General features: G+C 44.1%; 24 protein-coding genes and 1 tRNA gene. 23 read left to right on the top strand and 2 right to left on the bottom strand.

The window, feature by feature from the left end:
- The first annotated feature begins 57 nt into the window (after positions 1–57).
- The 8 genes from mnmE to A6049_RS25780 all read left to right on the top strand — a co-directional run bounded on the left by mnmE (position 58) and on the right by A6049_RS25780 (position 9,616).
- Positions 58–1,434 (top strand): tRNA uridine-5-carboxymethylaminomethyl(34) synthesis GTPase MnmE, encoded by a 1,377-nt coding sequence (gene mnmE / locus A6049_RS25815; RefSeq protein WP_063567387.1) that lies wholly within the window; start codon positions 58–60, stop codon positions 1,432–1,434.
- A gap of 224 nt (positions 1,435–1,658) precedes the next feature.
- Positions 1,659–3,548, top strand: a complete 1,890-nt coding sequence (gene mnmG / locus A6049_RS25810; RefSeq protein WP_063567386.1) for a tRNA uridine-5-carboxymethylaminomethyl(34) synthesis enzyme MnmG — start codon at positions 1,659–1,661, stop codon at positions 3,546–3,548.
- A complete protein-coding gene (gene rsmG / locus A6049_RS25805; protein ID WP_063567385.1) occupies positions 3,548–4,270 on the top strand; it encodes a 16S rRNA (guanine(527)-N(7))-methyltransferase RsmG in 723 nt (240 codons plus the stop codon). Before mnmG ends, rsmG begins: the two co-directional genes overlap by 1 nt.
- 692 nt (positions 4,271–4,962) lie before the next feature.
- A complete protein-coding gene (noc, locus tag A6049_RS25800; protein WP_063567384.1) occupies positions 4,963–5,781 on the top strand; it encodes a nucleoid occlusion protein in 819 nt (272 codons plus the stop codon).
- Between the two features lie 185 nt (positions 5,782–5,966).
- On the top strand, positions 5,967–6,728 hold the full coding sequence (locus tag A6049_RS25795; protein WP_024629525.1) for a ParA family protein: 762 nt from the start codon (positions 5,967–5,969) through the stop codon (positions 6,726–6,728).
- Positions 6,721–7,566: a ParB/RepB/Spo0J family partition protein gene (locus A6049_RS25790; RefSeq protein WP_024629526.1), complete on the top strand. Its 846-nt coding sequence runs from the start codon at positions 6,721–6,723 to the stop codon at positions 7,564–7,566. Before A6049_RS25795 ends, A6049_RS25790 begins: the two co-directional genes overlap by 8 nt.
- A gap of 152 nt (positions 7,567–7,718) precedes the next feature.
- Positions 7,719–8,879, top strand: a complete 1,161-nt coding sequence (locus A6049_RS25785) for an aminotransferase class V-fold PLP-dependent enzyme (RefSeq protein ID WP_063567402.1) — start codon at positions 7,719–7,721, stop codon at positions 8,877–8,879.
- A gap of 236 nt (positions 8,880–9,115) precedes the next feature.
- Complete coding sequence (locus A6049_RS25780) at positions 9,116–9,616, top strand: DUF4446 family protein (protein WP_063567383.1); 501 nt, start codon at positions 9,116–9,118, stop codon at positions 9,614–9,616.
- On the opposite strand, the gene yyaC is transcribed toward A6049_RS25780, so the two are convergent.
- Entirely contained in the window at positions 9,591–10,196 is a 606-nt protein-coding gene (yyaC, locus tag A6049_RS25775) for a spore protease YyaC (protein WP_024629529.1), read from the bottom strand. The two genes, A6049_RS25780 and yyaC, sit on opposite strands and share 26 nt — an antisense overlap.
- Positions 10,197–10,312: 116 nt before the next feature.
- On the opposite strand from yyaC, the gene A6049_RS25770 reads away from it, so the two are divergent.
- From A6049_RS25770 to A6049_RS25755, 4 genes are all read left to right on the top strand, one after another.
- Positions 10,313–10,576 (top strand): putative Se/S carrier protein, encoded by a 264-nt coding sequence (locus tag A6049_RS25770; protein ID WP_029880815.1) that lies wholly within the window; start codon positions 10,313–10,315, stop codon positions 10,574–10,576.
- Positions 10,577–10,590: 14 nt separating this feature from the next.
- Positions 10,591–11,526: a mechanosensitive ion channel family protein gene (locus A6049_RS25765; RefSeq protein WP_063567382.1), complete on the top strand. Its 936-nt coding sequence runs from the start codon at positions 10,591–10,593 to the stop codon at positions 11,524–11,526.
- A complete protein-coding gene (locus A6049_RS25760; RefSeq protein ID WP_063567381.1) occupies positions 11,516–11,725 on the top strand; it encodes a DUF951 domain-containing protein in 210 nt (69 codons plus the stop codon). Before A6049_RS25765 ends, A6049_RS25760 begins: the two co-directional genes overlap by 11 nt.
- Before the next feature lie 112 nt (positions 11,726–11,837).
- A tRNA-Ser gene (locus tag A6049_RS25755) sits at positions 11,838–11,928 on the top strand.
- Between the two features lie 418 nt (positions 11,929–12,346).
- On the opposite strand, the gene A6049_RS25750 is transcribed toward A6049_RS25755, so the two are convergent.
- The gene (locus A6049_RS25750) at positions 12,347–12,541 is read right to left on the bottom strand and encodes a YjzC family protein (protein WP_063567380.1); all 195 of its coding nucleotides are present in this window, start codon (positions 12,539–12,541) and stop codon (positions 12,347–12,349) included.
- Between the two features lie 201 nt (positions 12,542–12,742).
- Here A6049_RS25750 and rpsF point away from each other — a divergent pair, with 201 nt between their 5' ends.
- The 11 genes from rpsF (at position 12,743) to A6049_RS25695 (ending at position 24,819) form a co-directional block, all read left to right on the top strand.
- Positions 12,743–13,036: a 30S ribosomal protein S6 gene (gene rpsF, locus A6049_RS25745; RefSeq protein WP_024629534.1), complete on the top strand. Its 294-nt coding sequence runs from the start codon at positions 12,743–12,745 to the stop codon at positions 13,034–13,036.
- A 48-nt stretch (positions 13,037–13,084) separates the two neighbouring features.
- Positions 13,085–13,573 carry a single-stranded DNA-binding protein gene (ssb, locus tag A6049_RS25740; protein WP_063567379.1) on the top strand — a complete coding sequence of 163 codons (489 nt, stop codon included), beginning with the start codon at positions 13,085–13,087 and terminating at the stop codon, positions 13,571–13,573.
- Positions 13,574–13,629: 56 nt separating this feature from the next.
- Positions 13,630–13,902 (top strand): 30S ribosomal protein S18, encoded by a 273-nt coding sequence (gene rpsR, locus A6049_RS25735; RefSeq protein ID WP_017691433.1) that lies wholly within the window; start codon positions 13,630–13,632, stop codon positions 13,900–13,902.
- Between the two features lie 219 nt (positions 13,903–14,121).
- The gene (locus tag A6049_RS25730) at positions 14,122–14,715 is read left to right on the top strand and encodes a M15 family metallopeptidase (protein WP_063567378.1); all 594 of its coding nucleotides are present in this window, start codon (positions 14,122–14,124) and stop codon (positions 14,713–14,715) included.
- A 731-nt stretch (positions 14,716–15,446) separates the two neighbouring features.
- Positions 15,447–16,445: an ABC transporter ATP-binding protein gene (locus A6049_RS25725; RefSeq protein ID WP_063567401.1), complete on the top strand. Its 999-nt coding sequence runs from the start codon at positions 15,447–15,449 to the stop codon at positions 16,443–16,445.
- Between the two features lie 4 nt (positions 16,446–16,449).
- Entirely contained in the window at positions 16,450–17,382 is a 933-nt protein-coding gene (locus A6049_RS25720) for an ABC transporter ATP-binding protein (protein ID WP_063567377.1), read from the top strand.
- A gap of 7 nt (positions 17,383–17,389) precedes the next feature.
- On the top strand, positions 17,390–18,352 hold the full coding sequence (opp4B, locus tag A6049_RS25715; RefSeq protein ID WP_063567376.1) for an oligopeptide ABC transporter permease: 963 nt from the start codon (positions 17,390–17,392) through the stop codon (positions 18,350–18,352).
- 29 nt (positions 18,353–18,381) lie between these two features.
- Complete coding sequence (locus tag A6049_RS25710; protein ID WP_063567375.1) at positions 18,382–19,287, top strand: ABC transporter permease; 906 nt, start codon at positions 18,382–18,384, stop codon at positions 19,285–19,287.
- A gap of 19 nt (positions 19,288–19,306) precedes the next feature.
- Positions 19,307–21,133: an oligopeptide ABC transporter substrate-binding protein gene (locus A6049_RS25705; RefSeq protein WP_063567374.1), complete on the top strand. Its 1,827-nt coding sequence runs from the start codon at positions 19,307–19,309 to the stop codon at positions 21,131–21,133.
- A gap of 253 nt (positions 21,134–21,386) precedes the next feature.
- Positions 21,387–22,277, top strand: a complete 891-nt coding sequence (locus A6049_RS25700) for a D-alanyl-D-alanine carboxypeptidase family protein (RefSeq protein WP_063567373.1) — start codon at positions 21,387–21,389, stop codon at positions 22,275–22,277.
- A 121-nt stretch (positions 22,278–22,398) separates the two neighbouring features.
- Positions 22,399–24,819: a S9 family peptidase gene (locus tag A6049_RS25695; RefSeq protein ID WP_240321549.1), complete on the top strand. Its 2,421-nt coding sequence runs from the start codon at positions 22,399–22,401 to the stop codon at positions 24,817–24,819.
- Positions 24,820–24,999: the final 180 nt, after the last annotated feature.

The raw sequence follows: 24,999 nt of genomic DNA, 5'->3' as shown, positions 1-24,999 counted from the left end.
AAATTAATATAGCGTCCTGAGGGGCGCAATTTTAAAATAGAGCAAGGAGAGATAACGATGATTAGTGATACGATTACAGCGATATCAACAGCGGTCGGAGAAGCGGGTATCGCTGTAATCCGGGTGAGCGGCCCGGATGCGGTGTCGGAGACGGAGAAGATTTTTCGCAGCAAAACCCCACTAACACAGGCAGCATCCCACACGGTTCATTACGGTCATATTATAGATCCGGGGACTGGTGAGAAGATCGAGGAAGTATTGGTTACGGTGATGCGTGCGCCACGTTCTTTCACAACAGAGGATGTCGTGGAGATTAGCGCTCATGGCGGAGTGGTTTCGGTTAAGCGTGTAATGGATCTGTTGTTGCAGCTCGATATTCGTCTCGCTGAACCTGGCGAGTTCACAAAGCGTGCTTTTCTCAATGGACGGATTGATCTATCCCAGGCGGAAGGGGTTATGGATCTCATTCGTTCCAAATCCGATCGGGCGTTCTCCGTTGCACTCAAGCAAGTAGAGGGCAAATTGTCGTCCAAGCTGCGCGAACTAAGATACACGCTGGTGGAGACACTTGCTCACATCGAAGTAAATATCGATTATCCTGAGCATGATGTAGAGTCACTAACCTCTGAATTTATTAAAGAAAAATCCAGTCAGGTGATGACTGAAATCGATAAATTGCTGGTAACAGCAGAGCAAGGAAAGATACTGCGTGAAGGAATCACAACAGCTATCGTAGGCCGGCCAAACGTAGGGAAATCTTCATTGCTCAATACGTTGGCCCAGGACAACCGGGCAATTGTAACGGACATACCAGGTACAACGCGTGACGTCATTGAGGAGTTTGTTACGATTAACAATATACCGCTCAAGCTGCTCGATACGGCAGGTATTCGGGAAACGATGGATGTCGTGGAAAGAATCGGGGTGGAGCGTTCTCGCTCTGCTGTGAATGAGGCGGATCTGTTATTGATGGTTATCAATGCTGCCGAGCCACTACATCAGGACGAGATTGAATTATTGGAACAAATCCGCGGTAGACAATCAATTATTATTATGAATAAAATGGACTTAGCGCCGCAGGCGGACCGCGAAGTGCTGCTTCGTTATATCCCTGAGGAACGGCTTGTTCCGATGTCGGTGAAAGATGATCTGGGCGTGGACCGATTGGAAGATGCCATCTCGACGTTGTTCTTCAGTGGCAAGCTGGAGTCGGCCGACCTGACCTATGTCAGCAATGTGCGTCATATTGCTTTGCTCAAAAAAGCGAAGCAGTCGCTCATTGATGCCTATGAAGCAGCAGAGCAGCTGATTCCTATTGATATGATCCAGATTGATGTTCGTCTGGCATGGGAGCAACTGGGTGAGATCGTGGGCGATACAGCGCATGATGCGTTGATTGATCAAATTTTCTCTCAATTCTGCCTCGGAAAATAACACCTGACAAACATACTGGCTCTGAAAAGTAGTATGATAATAAAGTCCATCTGTGGGTGGTCAAAGAATCCGCGAATATGTCTGAAGTACCTATAGACTTGATGGCTTAATATAGATCGAAATGCATTCCGTAGAGTGCGGAGCGTGTTTCATCATGATTTTTACTGAAAATAGATCGTTTGCATGAATTTAGGCGTGCAGCGGCAAAAAGGAGGTAAACTGGAATGGCTTTTGATGGCGGCAGTTATGATGTAATCGTCGTTGGGGCAGGACATGCTGGTGTGGAATCGGCACTGGCTGCAGCCCGTATGGGTTCGAAAACACTGATGATTACCATCAATCTGGATATGGTGGCTTTCATGCCTTGTAACCCATCTATTGGGGGACCGGCAAAAGGACATGTGGTACGTGAGATTGATGCACTTGGTGGAGAGATGGGACGGAACATCGATAAGACCTTTATTCAGATGCGAATGCTCAACACAGGTAAAGGACCTGCTGTGCATGCGCTTCGTGCTCAGGCCGATAAGTTCTCTTATCAGCATACGATGAAAGAAACGATGGAGAATGAACGCAACCTGACGATGCGTCAAGGTATGGTTGATCGCCTGATCGTTGAAGACGGACAGTGTGTAGGTGTGGTTACTCAGACGGGTACAGAGTACCGGGCCAAAGCTGTTGTTTTGACAACAGGTACGTATCTGCGCGGTAAAGTAATTATGGGTGAGTTGATGTACGAGAGTGGCCCGAATAATCAACAGCCTTCCCTTAAGTTATCCGAACATCTGCGTGAGCTTGGTTTTGACCTGGTTCGTTTTAAAACAGGTACACCACCGCGTGTTCATAAGGATACGATTGATTTTAGCAAAACGGAAATTCAGCCAGGTGATGATAAACCGAAGTTCTTTTCTTATGAAACGGAATCTTCCGATAATGAGCAGCTGCCTTGCTGGTTGACGTATACGTCTGTGGAAACACACCAGATTATTAACGATAATCTCCACCGTGCACCTATGTTCTCAGGCGTTATTGAAGGTACCGGACCGCGTTATTGCCCTTCGATCGAGGATAAAATTGTGCGTTTCAGCGACAAGCCGAAGCATCAGATTTTCCTGGAGCCAGAAGGCAAAAACACATCGGAATACTATGTACAAGGTCTATCTACCAGTCTGCCAGAAGATGTTCAATTGGCGGTCCTTCGCTCAATTCCGGGCATGGAAAAAGTAGAAATGATGCGTAACGGCTACGCTATTGAATATGATGCGATGGTGCCTACACAGCTGTGGCCTTCACTTGAAACGAAACGTCTGCCAGGTCTGTTCACAGCAGGGCAGATTAATGGTACCTCCGGGTACGAAGAAGCGGCAGGACAAGGCGTAATGGCCGGTATCAACGCTGCACGTAAAGTACAGGATAAAGAGCCTGTCGTATTGGATCGCTCCCAAGGGTACATTGGTGTACTGATTGATGATCTCGTAACAAAAGGTACGAATGAACCTTATCGTCTGCTGACTTCCCGTGCAGAATACCGTTTGTTGCTTCGTCATGATAATGCCGATATGCGTTTGACGGAAATTGGCCACGATATTGGGTTGATTCCTGATGAGCGTTACGCTAAATTCCTGGACAAAAAGGCAAAAGTTGAACAGGAAGTAGCTCGTTTGAAGGCAGCTAAAGTTCGCCCTGTCGAAGTAAATTCGAAGCTGGAAGAGATCGGTTCCACACCGATTCAGGATGGCAGCACACTTCTTACATTGATGCGCCGCCCAGAGATCGGGTATGACTGGATTGAGCAGATCTCACCTTCTGAGGTGGAACTGACTGCTGACATGAAAGAGCAAGTAGAAATTCAAATTAAATATGCGGGTTATATTGAGAAACAATTGATCCACGTGGAACGTTTGCAAAAAATGGAGAAGAAAAAAATTCCGGACACGATTATATATGACGAAATTCATGGCCTTGCTATGGAAGCAAAGCAGAAGCTCGCTAAGATTCGTCCAATCTCGATAGGACAGGCGTCCCGTATTGCCGGGGTTACTCCTGCGGATATCTCCATTCTGCTGGTTTACCTGGAGCATTATAACCGTGTAACCGCAGCAAGGGGACAATAATGGACGATATTCAACAGCAGCTACAACGGCGCCTGAAGAAACATGGACTGGAGCTAGATGAACGCCAGTTGGAGCAATTCGAGTTGTATTTTCAGGAGCTGGTAGCTTGGAATGAAAAGATGAATTTAACCGGGATCACCGAACGTGAACAAGTATATACAAAGCATTTCTATGATTCGGTATCGCTGGCGTTTTATACAGATATGTCTAAGGTAAACAAACTCGCAGATATTGGTTCAGGGGCAGGTTTCCCAGGACTACCTCTTAAAATTTGTTTCCCGCATATTAAGCTGACGATCATTGACTCGCTAAATAAACGTATTGGCTTTCTGCAGCATCTTGTAGATACGCTAGGCTTGACCGATGTAGAATTGATTCATGGTCGTGCGGAGGAACTTGGACGCAAAGAAGGATATCGTGACAGCTATGACCTTGTTACTGCGCGTGCAGTTGCTAAGCTAGCAGTGCTTAACGAATTCTGTCTGCCATTTGTTCGCAAAAGTGGATTATTCGCTGCAATGAAGGGTGGAGACCCGCGCGAAGAAATGAAGGAAGCTGAATTCAGCTTTAATCAGCTGAAAGGACGGGTAAAAGCAGTTCATCCGTTCCAGCTACCGGTTGAAGAGTCGGCACGTCATATCATTCTGATTCAGAAGTTTGATAAGACACCTTTTAAATATCCACGTAAACCAGGGACACCATTAAAAACACCTTTGGTATAGTTCTTGGCGCAACATCGTATATATTAAAAAGGTAAGATGATCATTCTTCATTTATTTAATGGAGAACTTTGAATAAGAGTAAAGAGGATGTTTCACGTGAAACATCCTCTTTTTGTTTTTTTGATTTTTTATCTAGGTATAGATAACATCCGCATTACGATTACATTGAGCAGAGAAAAGTGAAATCGATAATATTTATTTTGAAATAGAAGTTTTCTTGATGAATAACTATTGTTCTTGTTCAAGCTAAGGGAGATACGTAAGAAAGAGGTTTTCCTGCCACCGAGTTATTCTTTTGAAAAACCATTTTCACATGGTATCAAATGAGTACATAATGTAGCTACTATGAGCAGGTCCTGTCTACATAGATTCTCTATATCTTATTGTGTACAAGCAGTCATATAGCTAATGTTCATGAAGAAAAAGCAGGAAAATTAGGAGAGTTTAAAGAATAGGTAAACATAGGATTATGGAAGAAAAGATGATAGAATAGAAGTATCCGGTCCTGGATTACAGAGATCATAGATTATATGTATAGATAGATTTTTTGAGCATTAATGTATAGGTTACAGAAAGCGTCATGGAAGGCAAAACTTATTCGAAGAACGACAGCATTTGAACAGGTCGCATATTGAATAAGAAGCACCTGCACCTTGCGGGAGCTATTACGAAACTAGGTGGTAATATACGGAATGAAAGAACAATTTTCGAAGTTGTTTGGTTTGGCGGAGCGCAATAACGGAGATGAGATTAAACAGATTCCGGTCAATGAAATTGTGAGCAGCCCATATCAACCCCGTACTATTTTTAATGATGATAAAATTGATGAGTTGTTGCAGACGATCAAGACACATGGAGTTATACAACCGATTGTCGTCCGCGTACGAAATGGATCATATGAGATTATCGCCGGGGAACGTCGCTGGCGTGCAGTTCGAAAACTTGGTTTGGATCATATCCCGGCCATTGTACGTGAATTCAACGACTCTCAGGCAGCGTCCATCGCATTGATCGAGAACTTGCAGCGTGAGGGACTCACTTCCATTGAAGAGGCTGTTGCTTATCAGAAATTGATTGACCTGCACCAACTTACACAGGAAAGTCTTGCGCAGCGATTAGGCAAAAGCCAGTCGACGATCGCCAACAAAATTCGGTTGCTACAGCTTCCAGATGGCATTAAGACAGCGCTGATGGAACGTAAGATTTCGGAGCGTCATGCCAGAGCTTTGCTTTCATTGGATACGGAAGAGTTGCAAATGAAATTGCTCGGCGAAATTATTGATAAAGAGTTGAATGTAAAACAAACGGAAGCGCGGGTTGCCTTTTACAAGGAATCCTCGAAGATCAAAAAATCCAAACGTGTCTCATTCACCAAGGACGTTAGACTTGCACTTAATACGATTCGTCAATCCATTGATATGGTATCGGGCTCCGGTCTAGACATCAAAACCAAGGAAGCGGACCATGAGGACCATTACGAGATCGTTATCCATATCCCGAAACGCAAATAATTGAAGCTTAAGGCGGCAATGGGCCGCTTTTTCTGTCTATAAAGTTGAGAGTGGCATGAACAACGTAGAATAGCACCATGAAGAAACGGTAGTTGATGTTTGTGTGGATGATAGCCACCTGCTTTTTGTTAACTGTAGCTCACAACCTACAAGAAAAGACTCCTATTTTATTTGAGGTGAAGTAATTGTCTAAGATTATGGCCGTAGCAAATCAAAAGGGCGGTGTGGGGAAAACGACGACATCTGTTAACTTGGGTGCAGGACTGGCTTCGCTCGGGAAAAGGGTATTGCTTGTCGATATTGACCCCCAGGGGAATACAACCAGTGGAGTCGGAATCAACAAAGCAGATGTGGCCAATTGTATATATGATGTCATCATTAATGAAGTTCCCCCTCAGGAAGCGATTGTGGAAACTCAGATTGAAGGCCTTCATATCATACCTGCAACGATTCAGCTTGCCGGAGCCGAGATTGAACTGGTATCCACGATATCACGGGAAGTTCGCCTGAAAAAATCACTCGCCATGGTGAAAAAAAACTATGATTACATACTGATCGATTGTCCACCTTCTCTAGGCATGTTAACGATCAACTCGTTGACAGCTTCAGATTCGGTGATTATTCCGATTCAGTGTGAGTATTATGCGCTCGAAGGGTTGAGCCAATTGCTCAACACGGTACGTTTGGTGCAGAAACATCTGAATACATCCCTGCAGATTGAAGGGGTATTGCTGACGATGTTCGACGCTCGTACGAATCTGGGCATTCAAGTGATTGAAGAAGTGAAGAAGTATTTTCAACAAAAGGTGTATCAGACCATTATTCCGCGCAATGTGCGGCTTAGTGAGGCACCTTCTCATGGTCAGTCTATCATTACGTATGATCCTCGATCCCGAGGGGCTGAAGTTTATTTAGAGCTCGCAAAGGAAGTGATTTCTTATGAGTAAGCGGCTTGGAAAAGGTCTTGATGCCCTCATTCCTTCGCTTTCAATTAATGACGATGATAAAGTCGTAGAAATCCCGATTAGTCAACTGCGGGCAAACCCTTACCAACCTCGTAAAGTATTTGATGAGGATGCGATACATGAACTCGCTGAATCAATCCGTCAACATGGTGTTATACAACCTATTATTGTAAGACCTGTTTTGAGAGGTTATGAGATCATTGCTGGTGAACGTCGTTTCAGAGCTTCCCAATATTGCGGTAATGCCACTGTGCCTGCCGTAGTTCGTAATTTCAGTGATCAGCAGGTTATGGAGATTGCTTTAATCGAGAACTTGCAGCGGGAAAATCTGAATGCGATGGAAGTTGCAGTTGCTTATCAGGGGTTGATGGACCAGTTTGGATTAACCCAAGAAGAGCTCTCCGTAAAAGTGGGTAAGTCACGTTCTCACATCGCTAACTTCCTACGTTTGTTATCATTGCCTGAAGAAGTGAAGGATCATGTTTCACGTGGAACATTGTCAATGGGGCATGCACGTGCTATCGTCGGTGTTAAGGATGAAAGCCTTGTGAAGCAGCTGGCAAAACAAACTATTGATCAGCAGTGGAGTGTACGTGAACTGGAAGAGGCTGTTCAACAATTGGATCGTTCCAAAACGGGTGAAGCGAAAGCCAAATCCAAGTTGAAGAAAAAAGATCCATTTATTGATACATTGGAAGAGTCTTTACGTGAACGGTTCAAAACAACGGTGAAAATTAAGCATAACAAAGATAAAGGCAAAATTGAGCTCAACTACTACAGCAAACAAGATCTGGAGAGACTGTTGGAACTGTTGCAATAATAGTCGTGATTCCATGATCGATGAACAACATGCGGGGCTTTTTCATGTGATGACATATCGCCTCTGTACCATGGAGAAACGATATGTCATTGTTTGTTTATAGGGAATTCATCCAAACAGAACGATCAATTAGGGACAGAGGTGGTCATGAGGTGGAGGGAGTTATCTATCTGGATCATGCAGCGACATCTTGGCCTAAGCCACCTGCTGTCGGGGAAGCCATGATGCAGGCTCTGGATATGGCAGGGGCCAACCCAGGCAGAGGAAGTCATCGGATGGCTGTACAGGCGAGCCGAGTTGTATTTGGTGCCAGAAAAGCGTTATCCACTCTTTTGGGTGTTCGTAATGCCAATGATATTGCACTGGGTTCTAATACCACAGAAGCTTTGAATCTAGCTATTCAAGGGTGGTTAAGAGAAGGCGATCACGCCATTGCTACGATGGCTGAACATAATTCAGTAAGACGGCCCTTGGAGTACATGCGCAGATCTCGTAATGTAGAGGTTGATTATGTGCCTGTTAATGCAGCCGGGGAGATCGATCTGGTCGAATTCGCACGCTTGTTTCGTTCCAATACAAGATTGGTTGTCTGCACGCATAGTTCGAACCTGCTGGGGAGTATTCTGCCCATTGGTGAAATTGCACTGATGTGTCAAAAACACCAGGTGGCTTTGCTTGTTGACGCTGCTCAAAGTGCTGGAATTATCCCTGTGGATGTGAAGCAGCTTGGCATCGATATGCTTGCCTTTCCCGGGCATAAAGGACTGTTGGGACCGCAGGGAACGGGTGGGCTGTACATCGCTCCTGAGCTGGATGTGCAACCATTGCTTCACGGAGGGACAGGAAGCCAATCCGAGGCGATTGAGCAGCCACTTGTTCGTCCTGATCGCTATGAGGCAGGTACGCCGAATACCGTGGGTATAGCAGGTCTAGCAGCCGGAGTGCAGCATGTGCTTGAACTGACGCCTGAATTCATATATAAACAGGAGTGGGATTTGACTCAGCATATGATGGATGGGTTATCATCAGTACAGGGGATTCGAATGCTTGGTCCTGAAATTGGACAGCCGCGCACCGGATTGTTATCCTTTACTGTTGAAGGATATGATTCGGCCCAACTCGCTTTTCAATTAGACCGAAATTATGGCATCGCTGTGCGTTCAGGTTTTCATTGCACACCACTTGCCCATGAGTCGGCTGGCACAAAGGCAAGTGGGGCTGTCAGAGCGAGCGTGGGATATAGTACATCAAGAGAAGATGTCGATGCGTTGATCGAAGCAGTTATCGAATTAACAGCATCCAAATCTGTATGAAGCAACCCTAATGAAATGTGAATTTCAATCGCTTGAATAAGCAAAAAGCAAAAGAGGCAAGAAGCCAAAACGAGTGATTAACCGTAGGGGTTATCTGGTGAATAAATAAGGGTAAGCTTGAGGGTTATATTAGTGCGTTGGATGGCTTTACTTGGCTGAATGGATCGATGATGTGGAGTACGTTTGAAGCTACAAACGTTAACCTGAACAAACCAACAGAGGGGTAGTTGCACTACATGGCTGAATTAAATGAGCTGATTCTGGAACAGCTGATATGGATTATTGGCGGCATGGCATTACTTTTGGTGATTTTGCTTATCATAAGTATTGCTCAAGGCGCAAAGCTACGGAAGTTTAAACGGAAATATGAGGCCATGATGGCTGGCAGTGGAGTGGAAGATCTGGAGTCGCTGTTAATCAATCTGAAAATTCAGATGGACAGCATTGAGGATGAGCATACACTGCAAACGGATCAGTTAAAGACTGTCATGCAGAAGCTGACCCGCATCCAGGGTAAAGTGGGCGTGAAACGGTACAACGCTTATGGGGAGCTTGGCAGTGATCTGAGTTTCTCCATGGCGATGGTTAACGATAGCCAGGACGGTATGGTACTGACTGGTATCTATAATCGAGACGGTTCCTATGTATATGCTAAACCTCTTAAAGGGGGAGAGTCCACGTATACTCTTTCCCCTGAGGAAAAGGAAGCCATTACTCTGGCACAGCAAGCAGAGTAGAACGGGTATGCCATTCGCGAATGGCGGAGTAGAGACTGCTGGATATAATCTCGGACATGCGCATGACGAGACTGAGACGTGTGTTCTGCAAAACAAAGTATTCCATAAAGCCGCCGACGTTAACGATACCTGTAAGATGGATATCGCCGACCGGCGGTAATTCTTTATTTACACCCGCTCCTGGTTTGAGAGGTCCATTCACGACCTGGATACACCCAACACTCGAAGACTGTCCGAGACAGGCATCAATACCGATCACATAAGGGTTGTGATGTGTGGTGTGTATTTTGTGAAGGGTGTCCTGCAGGTTCATCGCATGTACGGGTTCATCCAATGTGCCATAGAGATGAAATAGAGGGCTGTCCCACTTGGCAAGCGACGAGCCGACGAGCGGGCCAAGACAGTCCCCAGTAGAGCGATCTGTACCGATACAGACGACAACTACATTTTGCAAAGAATGGGCTTTATAGAGATGAAACATTAAACGATGAATGATGGCTGAGTGAATGCCTGGATCTGTATGTGGGATTTTCAAACTGGCCATGTCTTGAGATGAGAAGGAATGCGAAATGGGATTCATAGGATCTATCCTTTCCCTTGGAATAGTAGTAACAGTATATGGAAGGATAGAACGTTTTATACTTCGTGGGGACAAGCTTTTTCAAAGGGATGAATGTATCGTGAAAGGAGCCGGACATGGACGAGTGGATAGATGATTGGATGCTGATTGCTTTTGATTCCACCCAGCAGGCGCTGCGGGCAGAAATGCTGCTGGAGTTTGCCGAGATTGAGATCGACTTATTTCCTACCCCAAAAGAGATCACAGCGGGCTGTGCTCTATGTATTCAGTTTCCAAAAGAAGATCTGGAGAGAGTGAAACAAATCATTCGTAACGAATTTGTGGAGATCCGTGGCCTTTATTTCAAAACCGCTGACAGCTATGATAACATACCCATGTAGAGGAGGTTTGATCTATGTTGCCTTTTAAGTTTGCTGAGACCTCGCCTGATCCAGGGAAGACTATAAAGGGAGCCATTCGCTGGACAGACCAATTATGGGATAAAGTCGCTGATGCAGATATGTGGTTTAATATTCTGTTCAGCTCAATCCGCATCGTTATTATTTTCATTATTACGCGTATTGTGATTAAGATTGTATCTCGTATTATAGATCGCACGATGGCACGTAAGCAGGAAGGTAAGATTCGCGTCAATCCGCGGAGATTTATAACGGTGGGAGAGTTGATGAAAAATGCGACCTCCATAACATGTAATTTCATTATGATTCTGTTACTGTTATCTGAGATCAACGTGAAAGTTGGACCATTGTTAGCGAGTGCGGGAGTACTTGGACTGGCTATCGGTTTTGGTGCCCAAGGATTGGTGAAGGATGTTATTACGGGTTTCTTCATTATATTGGAGGATCAATTCGCGGTGGGCGATGTTATTCAAACAGGTACCTATAAAGGAACGGTTGAGGTCATTGGCCTGAGAACAACCAAGCTGGTTAGCTGGCAGGGTGAGGTGCACATCATTCCAAATGGTACGATTGCAAGTGTAACTAATTACTCGATGTCTAATTCCCTTGCAGTTGTGGACATTCCCATGAAGGGTGAACAGACCCTGGACGAGTCAGTGCACTTGGTGAAACGAGCTTTGACTGGGATTGAGGATCGAGATCTGAACATCGTTAAAGTACCTGACGTGCTTGGTATCCAGTCGATGTCTACCTCGGAATATGTGGTTCGCATTGTTGCTGAGTGCTTGCCGAACTCCAGGGCATCTGTAGAGCGTCAAATTCAGAGTGATGTGAAGAAAACACTGGAGTATCATGAGATGAGCAATCAGGCAGCATTAGAGCAAGCAGCAGCTCAGGAGAAGGATGAGGGGGATGGCATAGGTGGAGCGTAAAAGTTTCCAGCTTGGGGACATTGTGCAGATGAAGAAGCAACATCCATGTGGCAGTAATGAGATGGAGATTATTCGGATGGGCATGGATATTCGCATCAAGTGTGTAGGATGTAAACACAGCGTATTAATTCCCAGAGCGAAATTCGAGAAAAACATGAAAAAAGTACTTCGTTCGACAGAGGATTCTTCTGAATCCTAATGAAAAAATGCGGTAATGTTTACTCTATTTGCACTCCATAATAACGTTTACATGAAGGCATAGCTTAAGTATTGCGTTCTGTAAATGATCATGCTATAATCATTATTGCTGCGGAAAGGTACCCAAGAGGCCCAAGGGGGCTGACTCGAAATCAGTTAGGCGTGTCACAGCGTGCGTGGGTTCGAATCCCACCCTTTCCGCCACTAATAGATATTGCTTTGTAATTGTAATTGAACAACTTACTCAACGTGTGTTGAGTTCTATACATGCAAGAAGACCTTCCAGCTGGAAGGTCTTCTTATTTTTTTTGTTGTCTAATAACTCTTCTTAATTGAAAAAACAAAGAGCCCCTAAGGGCCCTTCATTCGGCGATGCATTCGGTTTGTTAGGAAACAATCGGTCGTAACGATCAGAAACTTGGTGTACTGCAAGTAGCAATACTCGTGCTTCAGACAAAGGCCTTACACACAACCATCTTGCTTCTTAAATTACGTGATGAATCTCCAACAGTGAATGTTCGGCTTCGTTGTCCAACGGAACCACACCTCTCTCGTGCATCGCCTGATTGTATTATGTGCATTAGTACGTTTTATATACAGCAGTCTGAAAAAATCTTTACGCTTAGTGGACGCGGGCTTTGGTAAGCTTTTTCCACTTGCGATTCTGATTGCTTGTTTCAGGGAAAGCTTCACCCTTTTGGAGGGTTATCCGTTTCGGATTGTTAATCTCCGTATGAAAGCTCTTCTCACCAACCTCGGTGTACTCACCATCGTTTGGAGCTTTGTCTCCTGGTTCAAACTCGGTTCTTTCACCCATGATAAAACCTCCTCGGCGTAATGGATTCCAATGTTGCTTCTGTAGTGTGCTCCATTGGAGTTATGATCATGTGTTTTAAGAAGAGGGAACGTTTGCTTGCATTGAGACATCATATTTGTTATATTAATATAGTTCGAGTTTGTGCTCGTTCCTTGCTCTCAACATAGATTGAGGGCCAGAGTCCATAAGGAGGTGAAAATTATGCGCAAATATGAAGTGATGTACATTATTCGTCCTGATGTTGAGCAAGAAGTTGTTCAAGCTACAGTCGATAAATTCCAAGGCATCATCTCCAACGGCGGTGGTGAAGTTACAGCTCACGACGTTATGGGTAAACGCCGTCTTGCGTATGAGATCAAGAAATTCCGTGATGGTGTTTATGTTTTGGTACACTTCACTGCTGAACCAGCAGTAGTTACTGAACTTGAGCGTCTCATGAAGATTTCTGACGAAGTAATTCGTTATCTCATTACAAACGACGTTAAGTCTGCTTAAGACAACTCGTGATCAATGCACCAATACGCTCTGAAGGAGGGGATTACATTGTTGAACCGTGTCATTCTGATCGGCCGGTTAACCCGGGATCCTGAGTTGCGTTATACTCCAGCTGGAGTAGCAGTTACGCAATTTACTTTGGCAGTGGACAGACCGTTTACAAGCCAAGGTGGAGAAAAGGAAGCGGATTTCATTCCGGTCGTAACCTGGAGACAGCTTGCTGAGACTTGTGCAAACTATTTGCGCAAAGGACGCCTAGCTGCAGTCGAAGGACGCATTCAAGTACGGAATTACGAGAATAACGAAGGAAAACGTGTATACGTGACCGAAGTCATTGCCGATAACGTCCGTTTCTTGGAGTCAGCTAACCGTGATAATAACGGTGGCGGCGGTGGTGGTCAACCGATGCGTGAAGAGCCTTCTTACGGAGGCGGCGGGCGCGCGAACAATAACAATAATTCGCGTAGCAACAATCAGGATCCTTTTTCCGATGACGGAAAACCGATTGATATATCGGATGATGATTTGCCATTTTAACGTGAGCCGATACTCTAATGAGATATGGGTTACATGATAGGAAAGGACTGAAAAGCATGGGCTTCAAGCAAAGAGAAGGCGGAGACAACGATAAAAGACCGGCACGTCGTGGCGGCCGTAATAAACGTCGTAAAGTGTGCTTCTTCACAGCTAACAAAATTACTCACATCGATTATAAAGATACGGACTTGCTTCGTAAATTTATCAGCGAGCGCGGAAAAATTTTGCCACGCCGTGTAACAGGTACTAGCGCTAAATATCAACGCATGCTGACGATTGCCATCAAACGCTCCCGTCAAATCGCATTGCTACCATACACAACTGAGTAGTCTTACTCAGCATGGATACAAAGCAGTTGGCTTATAGCCGACTGCTTTTTTGCATCTAAAAATAATTAAGGTTGGTTCTCTCCTGGTAATTGGATTTCGCAAAGAGCTGCGGCGATAGAAGCAATTAAGGCGTAAATGATTTATAATAGAGTCTATTATATTGCTGATATCAGATAGCGTGAGTATAAACGAATAAAGATTTCACCATCAGGAGAGAGCATGAATACATCCAAACGTAAAGTAAAACAGAGACGCAAGAGTAGTCTGCGATTTTGGATCGTAGCTACGTTTTTGCTTTCCATTATATATGTATGGTTACAGCAAAAAGGAGATACCTATGATATTTGGCCACGGACCAATGTACAAGAAGCAGTGCCGATCACTGGACTTCACCCGGTAGTCGCGGAAAGTGAGAAGTTGTTGGTTCGAAAGGCAGCTAGACGAGGAATTGAAATCGTGATTACACATGATTTTCGCAGCATAAACGAACAAGATGCCCTCTATAATCAAGGACGCTCTCTTTCCGGAAATATCGTTACCAACGCCAAAGGGGGAGAGTCCTATCACAACTATGGTTTAGCCATTGATTTTGCGTTGCGGACTCCTGAAGGAGATGTAGTGTGGGATATGGAACGTGATGATAACGGCAATGGAAAGCCAGATTGGCTGGAAGTTGTGGAACTTGCCAAAGAACTAGGGTTTACGTGGGGAGGAGATTGGGATAACTTTCCGGATTATCCTCACTTGCAGATGGACTTTGGATTAAGCATCAACGATTTGAAGCGTGGGAAAAGACCTCCGGTTACGCAGTAATTACAATATTATATATACATCTATATGTATAAATATTAGAAAAGCCTTGCATTTTGCAGGGCTTTTTGCTTGCTTTTGTAAAATAAATGATAAAAGATGACAATTTGTTCTTTACATAAGCGATTAAATGAAACTATACTATAATAACTAGAAATTTAACTTCAATCCTTTAGTAATATCTAAATCACACCTCTAAAAGCACAAAATCTGGCTAGAAACCAATTTCACTTCCAAATAAAATATTTCCTCTACAATTCCCTCATACCTAACATAATAGTTTGTTATATCTATATTTATAACATTTAACTACACATACTGTGTAATGCTAATGTCATGTATTTAGATAATCGGTATATTTAAGTTTCAAACTCTACCATTGAAAGTATCTGACTGGCTCTGAAATTCCTTGATCTATTCCCTTTAAAGTATAACTAATACCCAGAACTGTGCTATAAAAAACATTTATACCATAAATCTCAAAATAAGCATTGACGTCACCTAAATTTACACGTATGATTACATTAATTATTTTGCTTTATTATCCCGCTAGGAATTGTCAGTATTAATTGACCAACGGTCTAAATAGCAGTATAAAAAATAGATTCTCCTAATGATTTGGTATTTTGTATACACTTTCGTTCGTTATCTTCAAGAACATGGAAATATACAGTGGATGCATTCTTCTACACATGAATACAGTCCGCAGAAATTATGGGGTTAGGGTGATTGATTTGAATACAGAGCTATTGGAAGTCAGAAATCTAACTACATCATTCAGAATTGAAGATGACTATTATGCAGCAGTTGATCACGTTAATCTTACGGTTAAAAAGAATGAAGTATTGGCTATTGTGGGAGAATCAGGATCAGGCAAAAGTGCCTTTGCTTTTTCAATTATGGGCCTGCATAACAAAGCCAAAATTGATGGTGAAATTCTGTACAAAGGGCAGGATATAGCGAATATATCTCCCAACAAGTTAAACAAACTCCGCGGTAAAGAGATGGGGATGATCTTTCAGGACCCACTTTCCGCATTAAATCCTCTGATGCTGATCGGTGAACAGATCGAAGAGATTCTGACACTGCATCAACCCAAGCTATCTTCGAAAGAAAAGAAAGACAAAGTAATTGATTTACTCAATCAAGTAGGGATTCCGCGTCCCGAACAATTATACAAGCAGTATCCTCACGAATTATCGGGTGGTATGAGACAGAGAGTTGTTATCGCGATTGCGATTGCCAATAAACCTGAATTGCTGATTGCCGATGAACCAACGACAGCGCTTGACGTTACAATCCAACTACAAATTCTGGAGCTTATCCGCGACTTGAAGAACGAGATTAACGCAGGAATCATCCTGATCACGCATGATCTGGGTGTCGTTGCCGAGATGGCTGATCGCGTGGCAGTTATGTATGCAGGTGAAATTGTTGAGATTGCCGATATCTATACTCTAATGACGGATGCCAAGCATCCATATACACGTTCTCTACTAAACTCTATTCCTACCATTTCTGAAGAAAAATCGAAGCTTCATGTCATTCAAGGCATTGTTCCTTCACTGAAAAACCTTCCTCGCCAAGGGTGCCGATTCAAGGCCCGAATTCCATGGATAAGTGATTCGGCTCATGAAGAAAACCCACAGATGCATGAAATTGCGCCAGGTCACTTTGTACGGTGTACCTGTTATCAGCACTTTCATTTCCCTGATCAAGCTGAGGAGGAATAACATAATGGCATTACTCGAAGTAGAAGGACTAAAAATTCACTTTCCGATTCGCGGAGGGTTGATCAAGCGTGAAATTGGTAACATCAAAGCGGTTGATGATGTGAGCTTCTCCATTGAGCAGGGTCAAACGTACGGCCTTGTAGGTGAGTCAGGCTCAGGCAAAACGACTACGGGTAGAGCCGTTATTGGCTTAAACCATGTGACGGCCGGGAAAATTCTTTTCGATGGAAGAGATCTGGCTACAGAGCGGCGGAAAGATAGACAACTACAGCGTGATGTGCAGATGATCTTTCAAGATCCGTACTCTTCGTTAAATCCCAAGAAGCGTGTTATCGACATCATTGCTGAGCCACTCCGTAATTATGAACGGCTGACAGCTACGGAAGAGAAACGCCAGGTCCGAGACCTTCTGGAGAAGGTTGGATTGAGTCCCGAATCGATCTATAAGTATCCTCATGAGTTTTCCGGGGGGCAGCGGCAACGGATTGGCATCGCTCGTGCGATTGCATTGAAGCCGAAGCTAATCATCGCAGATGAGCCAGTATCTGCGCTCGATGTATCTGTACAAGCCCAGGTGCTCAACTTCATGCAGGAAATTCAAAAAGAGCTGAATCTGACCTACCTGTTCATCAGTCACGATCTCGGCATTATCCGTCATATGTGTGATCAGATCGGAATTATGTATAAAGGTCGATATGTGGAGCAAGGCACAACGGATGATATTTTTGAGAATCCACAACATATCTATACCAAGCGTTTAATTGCAGCCATTCCGGATATGGACCCAACCAAACGTGAAGAAATGGTAGCCTTCCGTCAGCAGGTCAAATCCGAGTATGAAAATTCATACCGAAATTTCTTTGATGAGGAAGGGCTGGCATACTCGCTCCAATCCATTTCCGATACTCACCGAGTAGCTCTACCTCAGAAAGGTTGAAGACCATATGTGGAAAACGATAGTACGCAGAATTATCATTATGATCCCTCAGATCTTTTTGCTTAGCCTGTTGGTCTTTCTGATGGCCAAGGCGATGCCTGGGGATGCACTTACCGGATTACTCGATCCGAGTATTGATCCAAAAGCGCTGGATGAACAGCGGGAACGACTGGGATTAAACAATCCATGGTATGTACAGTATTGGGATTGGATCAAAAATGCTGTACAAGGCGATTTCGGACAATCTTTCCGGTTCAAAATGCCAGTATCTGATTTGATTGGTCAGCGTGTAGCCAATACGTTCTGGCTTGCACTGGCGACACTGGTGTTTACTTATCTGATTGCCATTCCACTTGGCATTATCAGTGGTCGTTACAACGATACCTGGTCTGATCGGTTGATCACAGGTTACACCTACTTGGGCTTTGCAGCCCCGTTGTTTATCTTCGCACTGGTGATGTTATGGATTTTTGGATTCCATTTTGGCTGGTTCCCAACCGGGGGAAGCGTGGAACCTGGACTTACACCAGGTACATTCAGCTATATAACAAGCAAATTCTATCATTTGTTATTACCGTCACTATCCATGGCATTAATTGCAACGGTATCTACCGTCCAATACTTGCGTAGTGAAATTATCGATATCAAGCATAAGGAATTCGTTCTTACTGCGAGAGCCAAGGGCGCCTCGGAATCTCGGATATACAACAGACATATTTTAAGAAACTCCCTGTTGCCGATCGCCGCATTTTTCGGTTATGAGATTACGGGACTTATCGGAGGTACCATCTTCATTGAGAGCATATTCAGTTATCCAGGTATGGGACAGTTGTTCCTGAATTCTATTTCTCTTCGGGATTTCAGTGTAGTAACTGCACTCGTCTTGTTATATGGCATAGCTACAATCCTAGGATCGTTGCTGTCTGACATTATTCTGGGTATTGTTGATCCGCGTATACGGATCAAGTAAGAACTTGAAGATTTCGGGGTGAAAATAAGATGAGCAAGGCCAATGATGTCGTTATAACTTCACAGAAGATTGATAAGAGCCCCTCCAGCTTGAGTATCTTGTGGCGGGAGCTTGTCAGAGATAAGGTGGCACTAATCTCGCTCATATTTTTGGGACTGGTCATACTGCTGGTCTATGGTACTTCTTTGATCCTGGATCAAGCTGAAATTGTTAAGGTAGATTTATTTGCTTTGTATGAGCCGCCTTCCGCGCAGTATTGGCTGGGAACTGATTACGGTGGTCGTGATGTTTTCGGACAACTGATCATCGGTACACGTAACTCTCTAACCATTGGTATTATCGTCACCTTAATGACTGGTTGTATAGGTATCCTGGTTGGTCTGTTATCCGGTTACTTCGGTGGAATGATCGATAACTTGTTTATGCGCGTTGTTGATTTCTTCATGATTCTTCCGATGCTGATGATTGTAATCGCGTTTGTTACTGCAGTACCCAAATATAATATTGTATCTTTCTCATTAATCATGACAGCTTTTCTCTGGATGGGGATTGCCAGGTTGATCCGCTCCAAAGCATTACAGGAACGGGAACTGGACTATGTAAAAGCTTCAAAAACATTAGGTTCGTCCCATCTGAAGATTATGCTCTCACAGGTACTTCCTAATCTTAGCTCCATCATCATCGTAACGATGACGTTGAATCTCGCTGCCAACATTGGCCTCGAATCGGGTCTGTCCTTCTTGGGATTTGGATTCCCGGAAAGTACACCCAGTCTTGGAACACTCGTAAGCTATGCTCGTAATCCGCAAACACTGGAATACAGATGGTGGATATGGCTACCTGCGTCAGTACTTATTCTGGTATTGATGTTGAGTATAAATAATGTCGGACAGGCCCTGAAGCGTGCGACTGATGCAAGACAAAGAAGAGGTTAAAAAAAGGGAGGAAAGGTTCATGAAAAAGGGATTATTTTCACGGGGACTATTTTTCACGATGATGTTGGTCTTCGTACTTGCGCTTGCGGCGTGCTCGGAGAAAGAGGCGGCAACACCAACGCCTTCTACGAACACAGGGGAAAAGAAAACAGAGGAGAAGCCTACTAAAGAAGAGGGCGTTTACTCTATCGAAGATTTCAACAACGTCAAAACGAATGAAGGCACTGCAATTGAGGGTGGGTCCATCACATATGGACTGGTATCCGATACTGCGTTTGAAGGAACATTGAATTTTAACTTCTACTCCGGTAATCCGGATGCAATGGTTCTGCAATGGTTTGACGAAGGTTTGCTGACTTGGGACAAAGACTATGTATATACCAATGATGGTGCAGCAACGTATGAAACATCGGAAGATGGCAAAACGTTCACACTGACCATTCGTGATAATGTAAACTGGCATGATGGCAAGCCTGTAACGGCTGAAGATTTGCAGTTTGCTTATGAAGTTATCGGTAACAAGGCTTATGATGGTCCACGTTACGATTCCAACTTTACAAGTGTAGTAGGTATGGATGATTATCACGCTGGAAAAGCAAAAACGATCTCTGGGATCAAGGTTCTTAGCGAAAAACAAATCAGCATTACGTACAAGGAATCTACACCTTCCTTGCTGACAGGTGGCGTATGGACATATCCACTGGCTAAACATATCTTCGGTGATATGGATGTAGCGAAAATGTCTTCTTCCAAAGAAGTACGTGAAAAACCAATCGGTTTTGGTGCATTTAAAGTGGAAACAATCACTCCAGGTGAGTCTGTAACTTTCGTTAAAAACGATGACTACTGGCGTGGAGCTCCAAAACTGGACAAAGTGACTTTGAAAGTAATCAACCCAACAACGGTTGTTCAAGAATTGAAATCTGGCGGGGTAGACCTCGTGGATTCATTCCCGACAGATCAATATAAAGACAATGCCAATATGTCCAACGTTGAATTCCTGGGTGCAATCGATCGTGCTTACACCTATATCGGTTTCAAACTGGGCACATGGGATGCTGACAACGGCAAAGTTGTAACAAATGCTGAAGCAAAAATGGGAGATAAGAATCTGCGTAAAGCCATGTGGATGGCTGTAGATAACGATCAAGTGGGCAAACGTTTCTATAACGGTCTGCGTTGGAATGCAACAACATTGATTCCGCCGTCTCACCCAGAATTCCATGATTCTAACAATCCGGGTGTTGCATATGACCCAGAAGCAGCGAAAAAATTGTTGGATGAAGCAGGTTACAAACTGGATGGTGAATTCCGTACGAAACCGGACGGTTCCCCACTTGAAATTAACTTTGTATCGATGACAGGTGGCGACACAGCTGAACCACTGGCACGTTACTATGTTCAATCGTGGGCAGCAATCGGTCTGAAAGTAAACCTGGAAATGGTTGAGTTCAACAATTTCTATGACCGTGTAGGTAACACAGGTAAAGATGATCCAAATATTGATGTATATCAAGCTGCTTGGGGCGTAGGTATTGACGTAGATCCAGCAGGTCTGTATGGCCGTGATGCACTGTATAACTTCTCCAGATTCTCTAGCGAAGAAAATGACAAATTGCTCGCACAAGGTGTATCTGCTGAAGCGTTTGATGTAGACAAGCGTAAAGAGATCTACAACCAATGGCAGCAGTACATGGTTGATGAAGTTCCTGTATTCCCGACATTGTACCGTGCTGTTGTAGCACCGGTTAACAAACGTGTAATGAACTATGCGATTGGTGACGGAACAGGTTTATATCTGAATGACATTCAAGTTAATGCAGATAAAGCGGTTGTAGCAGAGTAATAAAAAAGCATTAGCAACAATAAGGATTGGGGTCCTTTTAAGAATTCGGTTGCTAGATCTAATTGAAAAGATTCTTCTAGGTATGAATAGAAAAAGTCTTGTAAAGCATGGATTCCGTACACTCTGGCATGGGGGTATGGGGTCCATGCTTTTTTTTGGTAACAAAAAAATAAAAAAAATTTAACTTTTTTTATAAAAATTGCAGACAAAATGCCTCTTCACTTCGTCTATATCTGTAAGAGGTGATTTTCCGATGAAAAAATGGTGGATACGGGCAGGAATGCTGCTGGCTCTACTGGTTATTATATATTTGGGTGTAAAACCGGACATGCTGGTGGGCAAACCGGGGATTAAGGCTGAATCGGCTGTATTAATGGATATGAACTCTGAGCAGATTCTAATCAACTTTAACGGTTCCGAAGAAATTGCAACGGCAGGGATTAGCAAATTGATGACAGAACTACTTGTAATGGAGGCTGTGATCAACGGAGAGTTGCGTTGGGACGACCCTGTTAATATAAGCTTGTATGCAAGCTCAGTAGGTGGCAGCCACCTGGGTTTGAAACAAGGGGAGCAATTCACTGTGCAGGAGCTATTCCAGATTGTAGCCGTCTATTCCGCGAATGATGCCGCTATTGCTCTGGCTGAACATATCAGTGGGACAGAGCAGACTTTTGCACAAAAGATGAATCAGAAGGCAACAGAGATCGGATTGTCTGACAAGACGGTGTTTACGAATGCAACAGGTTTAAGTGAAAAACTACTTGGTCCGAGTCATCCGAAGGAAATACAAGGGCAGACCGTAATGACCGCCGTAGATGCATGCAAGCTTGCACGTTATCTGCTGAATAACTACCCCGAAATATTGAGAGTTTCCAGCCAAATGCAGGTGTCGATGCACCAAAAAGGAATGTACATGAGCAACACCAACTGGATGCTGTCCTCTATTGGCGGACCCTATGCTTACGATGGAAACGATGGATTGAAGACCGGATATGATGAGGATTCTGGCTATCACTTCGTTGGAACGGCTGAGCGAAATGGCAAGCGACTGATCTCCGTTGTACTGGGTTCGGATAGTCGTGAGGGACGTTTTATCGAGACACGAAAGCTATTCAATTATGGATTTTCCGGTTCAAAGTAAGGGGTAATGGAACTTGAGTGTTCTACGCTGTTAACCTATGGTGGATCATGGTAAAATAATTTACGTATAATTCCAAATTATTGTGTAATTCACTTTAAAGGGGGAAAATAACTTGAACGTAGTGAGTAAAAAAGTATATGCTCTCACGCTTACCATGGCGATGTCAATCGCTCTGATTCAACCAGCGGTCCAGGCAGCAGAATCGGTGAAGCCTACGGCGACAGTCGCTGAATCCATTGCTTCGAAGGCAACACAGACACTACAGAAACTGGGATACATAGATGGCACAACAGATGGAATGAAAGAGTCACAAACGCCAATTACTCGTGCTCAGGCCGCAATCATCCTGCAGCGTGTACTTAAACTGGATGCTCCAGCGTCTCTTACAGGTTTTGCAGATGTATTAGCTAAGGATGAAGCTGCTCCTGCCATTTACGCACTGAAGCAAAGTGGTCTTATTCAAGGGCAAGCCAAAGGATATGCACCAGATGCACCTCTCACAAGAGCACAGATGGCATCGTTGTTTACTCGGGCATTTGAACTAAAGGATAATGGCATTCAGGTTGTATACAGTGATATGGCGCAAATTCCGAAGGTACATACGGAGGATGCGATTCGTCTGAAGCAGCATTTTATTATTGAAGGCAGTGCGTTTAACGCCAAAAATTCAGTGACCCATGGTGAGTTTGCTGATGCGCTGTACCTCGCTCTTGGACTTGATGTGCAGTCAGAAGATCTAACACCTCTGGAAGACTTCTTCAAACAGCCGGCTCAAGCAGGATTCCAGATGTCTCCGGATGGTAAACATCTGGCTTACATGGAGCCTTGGAACAACCGAATGAATATCGTGGTGAAACAGAATGGTCAGGACAAGTCGGTACGTATCACGAGTGAGACAGAACGCAATATAGCGGGATTTGTATGGGCGACAAAGGATAAGCTGTTGTATGTAAAGGATGAAGCAGGGGATGAGAACTATCATATTTATGTAACGGATATTGATGGTAAGAACAGCAAGGATCTGACGCCATACCCGAATACAAGAGCGATCCTGGTAGACTCCCTGGAGAATATTCCGGATGAAATTCTAGTAGGTATGAACAAACGTGATCCACGGATCTTTGACGTGTACCGGATTAACATCAAGACTGGTGAGGCTGTGCTTGCTGCAGAGAACCCGGGCAATATTACGGGCTGGCTTACGGACCATGAGGGTAAAATCCGTGTGGCCATATCGAATGATGGTAATGTCTCTTCGTTAATGTATCGTGAATCGGAAGATAAACCATTTGAGAATTTGATGACCACCAAGCTCGGAGAAACATTTGCTCCAGTGATGTTCACGTATGATAACAAAAACATCTATGCTGTATCCAATTTAGAGCGGGATAAAACAGCGATTGTCGAATATAGCCCAAGCAGCAAAAAAGTAACGAAAACCATCTATGAAAACAAGGATGTGGATGTATCCAGTTTCGTTCCTTCTAAAGAAAAAGGCACAATCCTTGCAGCTGTCTATGAGACGGACAAGGTTAACTATGAATACTTCGACAATGATTTCAAAAAATTGATGCAGGATATCCAGGCGAAAGTTCCGGGTAAAGAAGTAAGCATTTCAAACATAAGTGAAGAAGGTCAGGTTCTGTTCGTTGCGTATAGCGATAAATCCATGGGTACGTATTACTTCTACGATTCCAAGACAGGTAAGCTGGATAAATTAGCTGACGCCGCACCTTGGATTGATGAGAGTAAAATGTCGGATGTAAAACCCATTACGTACAAGTCACGTGATGGTTTAACCCTTCATGGTTATCTGACGCTCCCGCAAGGAGCCGAGGCTTCCCAATTGCCACTGGTTGTTGTTCCGCATGGTGGACCATGGGCCCGAGACTCATGGGGCTTCAATCCCGAAATTCAATTTCTCGCAAGCCGTGGTTATGCCGTACTACAGGTGAATTTCCGTGGCTCTACTGGATACGGTAAGGAATTCCTGGATGCGGGCAACAAAGAGTGGGGTAAAGCGATGCAGGACGATCTCACAGACGGCGTAAATTGGCTGGTTGAAGAGGGAACGGTTGATGCGAAGCGTGTAGCTATCTACGGTGGATCTTATGGTGGATATGCAGCTCTGGCAGGACTGGCATTCACACCAGAAGTCTATGCAGCAGGAATTAGCTATGTTGGACCATCCAATCTGTTCACGCTGCTGGATTCACTGCCACCTTACTGGGAGTCGGAGCGCAACATGTTCTATGAACGTATGGGTGATCCGGAGAAAGACAAGGAGCTGCTGACAGCTGTCTCACCACTGTTCCATATCGACCAGATGAAAGCCCCATTGTTCGTGGTCCAGGGCGCAAATGATCCACGTGTGAAACAGGCTGAGTCTGATCAGATCGTGGAGGCTCTGCGCAAACGTGGAGTAGATGTGCCATATATGTTAAAAGCCAATGAGGGACATGGCTTCGGCAATGTTGAAAATCAATTGGATTTGTATCGAGCAATTGAGAAATTCCTGAATCGCCACTTGATGCAGCAATAGTAGTTAAGTTCAACAATAAAACCGTCCCACGGGTTCCATCGAACCTGAGGGACGGTTTTATTTGGTGGAGCAGGGAATTGAATGAGGTATCCAAGCATATAAACAAATTGACATATGTAATCATTTTGTTTTAAAATGACCAGTGAGTCATTATTGTTCGGTTCGGTTTAATATATATGT

The organism is Paenibacillus sp. O199 (genome assembly GCF_001636635.1).
Taxonomy (GTDB): Bacteria; Bacillota; Bacilli; order Paenibacillales; family Paenibacillaceae; genus Paenibacillus; species Paenibacillus marchantiae.
This window is presented reverse-complemented; position numbering and strand designations above follow the sequence as displayed.

Bases quoted from the DNA above. Each gene is read 5' to 3' on its own strand.
- mnmE (WP_063567387.1), top strand. From the start codon at position 58: ATGATTAGTGATACGATTACAGCGATATCAACAGCGGTCGGAGAAGCG.
- mnmG (WP_063567386.1), top strand. From the start codon at position 1,659: ATGGCTTTTGATGGCGGCAGTTATGATGTAATCGTCGTTGGGGCAGGA.
- rsmG (WP_063567385.1), top strand. From the start codon at position 3,548: ATGGACGATATTCAACAGCAGCTACAACGGCGCCTGAAGAAACATGGA.
- noc (WP_063567384.1), top strand. From the start codon at position 4,963: ATGAAAGAACAATTTTCGAAGTTGTTTGGTTTGGCGGAGCGCAATAAC.
- A6049_RS25790 (WP_024629526.1), top strand. From the start codon at position 6,721: ATGAGTAAGCGGCTTGGAAAAGGTCTTGATGCCCTCATTCCTTCGCTT.
- A6049_RS25780 (WP_063567383.1), top strand. From the start codon at position 9,116: ATGGCTGAATTAAATGAGCTGATTCTGGAACAGCTGATATGGATTATT.
- yyaC (WP_024629529.1), bottom strand. From the start codon at position 10,196: ATGAATCCCATTTCGCATTCCTTCTCATCTCAAGACATGGCCAGTTTG.
- A6049_RS25770 (WP_029880815.1), top strand. From the start codon at position 10,313: ATGGACGAGTGGATAGATGATTGGATGCTGATTGCTTTTGATTCCACC.
- A6049_RS25765 (WP_063567382.1), top strand. From the start codon at position 10,591: ATGTTGCCTTTTAAGTTTGCTGAGACCTCGCCTGATCCAGGGAAGACT.
- A6049_RS25750 (WP_063567380.1), bottom strand. From the start codon at position 12,541: ATGGGTGAAAGAACCGAGTTTGAACCAGGAGACAAAGCTCCAAACGAT.
- rpsF (WP_024629534.1), top strand. From the start codon at position 12,743: ATGCGCAAATATGAAGTGATGTACATTATTCGTCCTGATGTTGAGCAA.
- rpsR (WP_017691433.1), top strand. From the start codon at position 13,630: ATGGGCTTCAAGCAAAGAGAAGGCGGAGACAACGATAAAAGACCGGCA.
- A6049_RS25730 (WP_063567378.1), top strand. From the start codon at position 14,122: ATGAATACATCCAAACGTAAAGTAAAACAGAGACGCAAGAGTAGTCTG.
- A6049_RS25720 (WP_063567377.1), top strand. From the start codon at position 16,450: ATGGCATTACTCGAAGTAGAAGGACTAAAAATTCACTTTCCGATTCGC.
- opp4B (WP_063567376.1), top strand. From the start codon at position 17,390: ATGTGGAAAACGATAGTACGCAGAATTATCATTATGATCCCTCAGATC.
- A6049_RS25710 (WP_063567375.1), top strand. From the start codon at position 18,382: ATGAGCAAGGCCAATGATGTCGTTATAACTTCACAGAAGATTGATAAG.
- A6049_RS25705 (WP_063567374.1), top strand. From the start codon at position 19,307: ATGAAAAAGGGATTATTTTCACGGGGACTATTTTTCACGATGATGTTG.
- A6049_RS25700 (WP_063567373.1), top strand. From the start codon at position 21,387: ATGAAAAAATGGTGGATACGGGCAGGAATGCTGCTGGCTCTACTGGTT.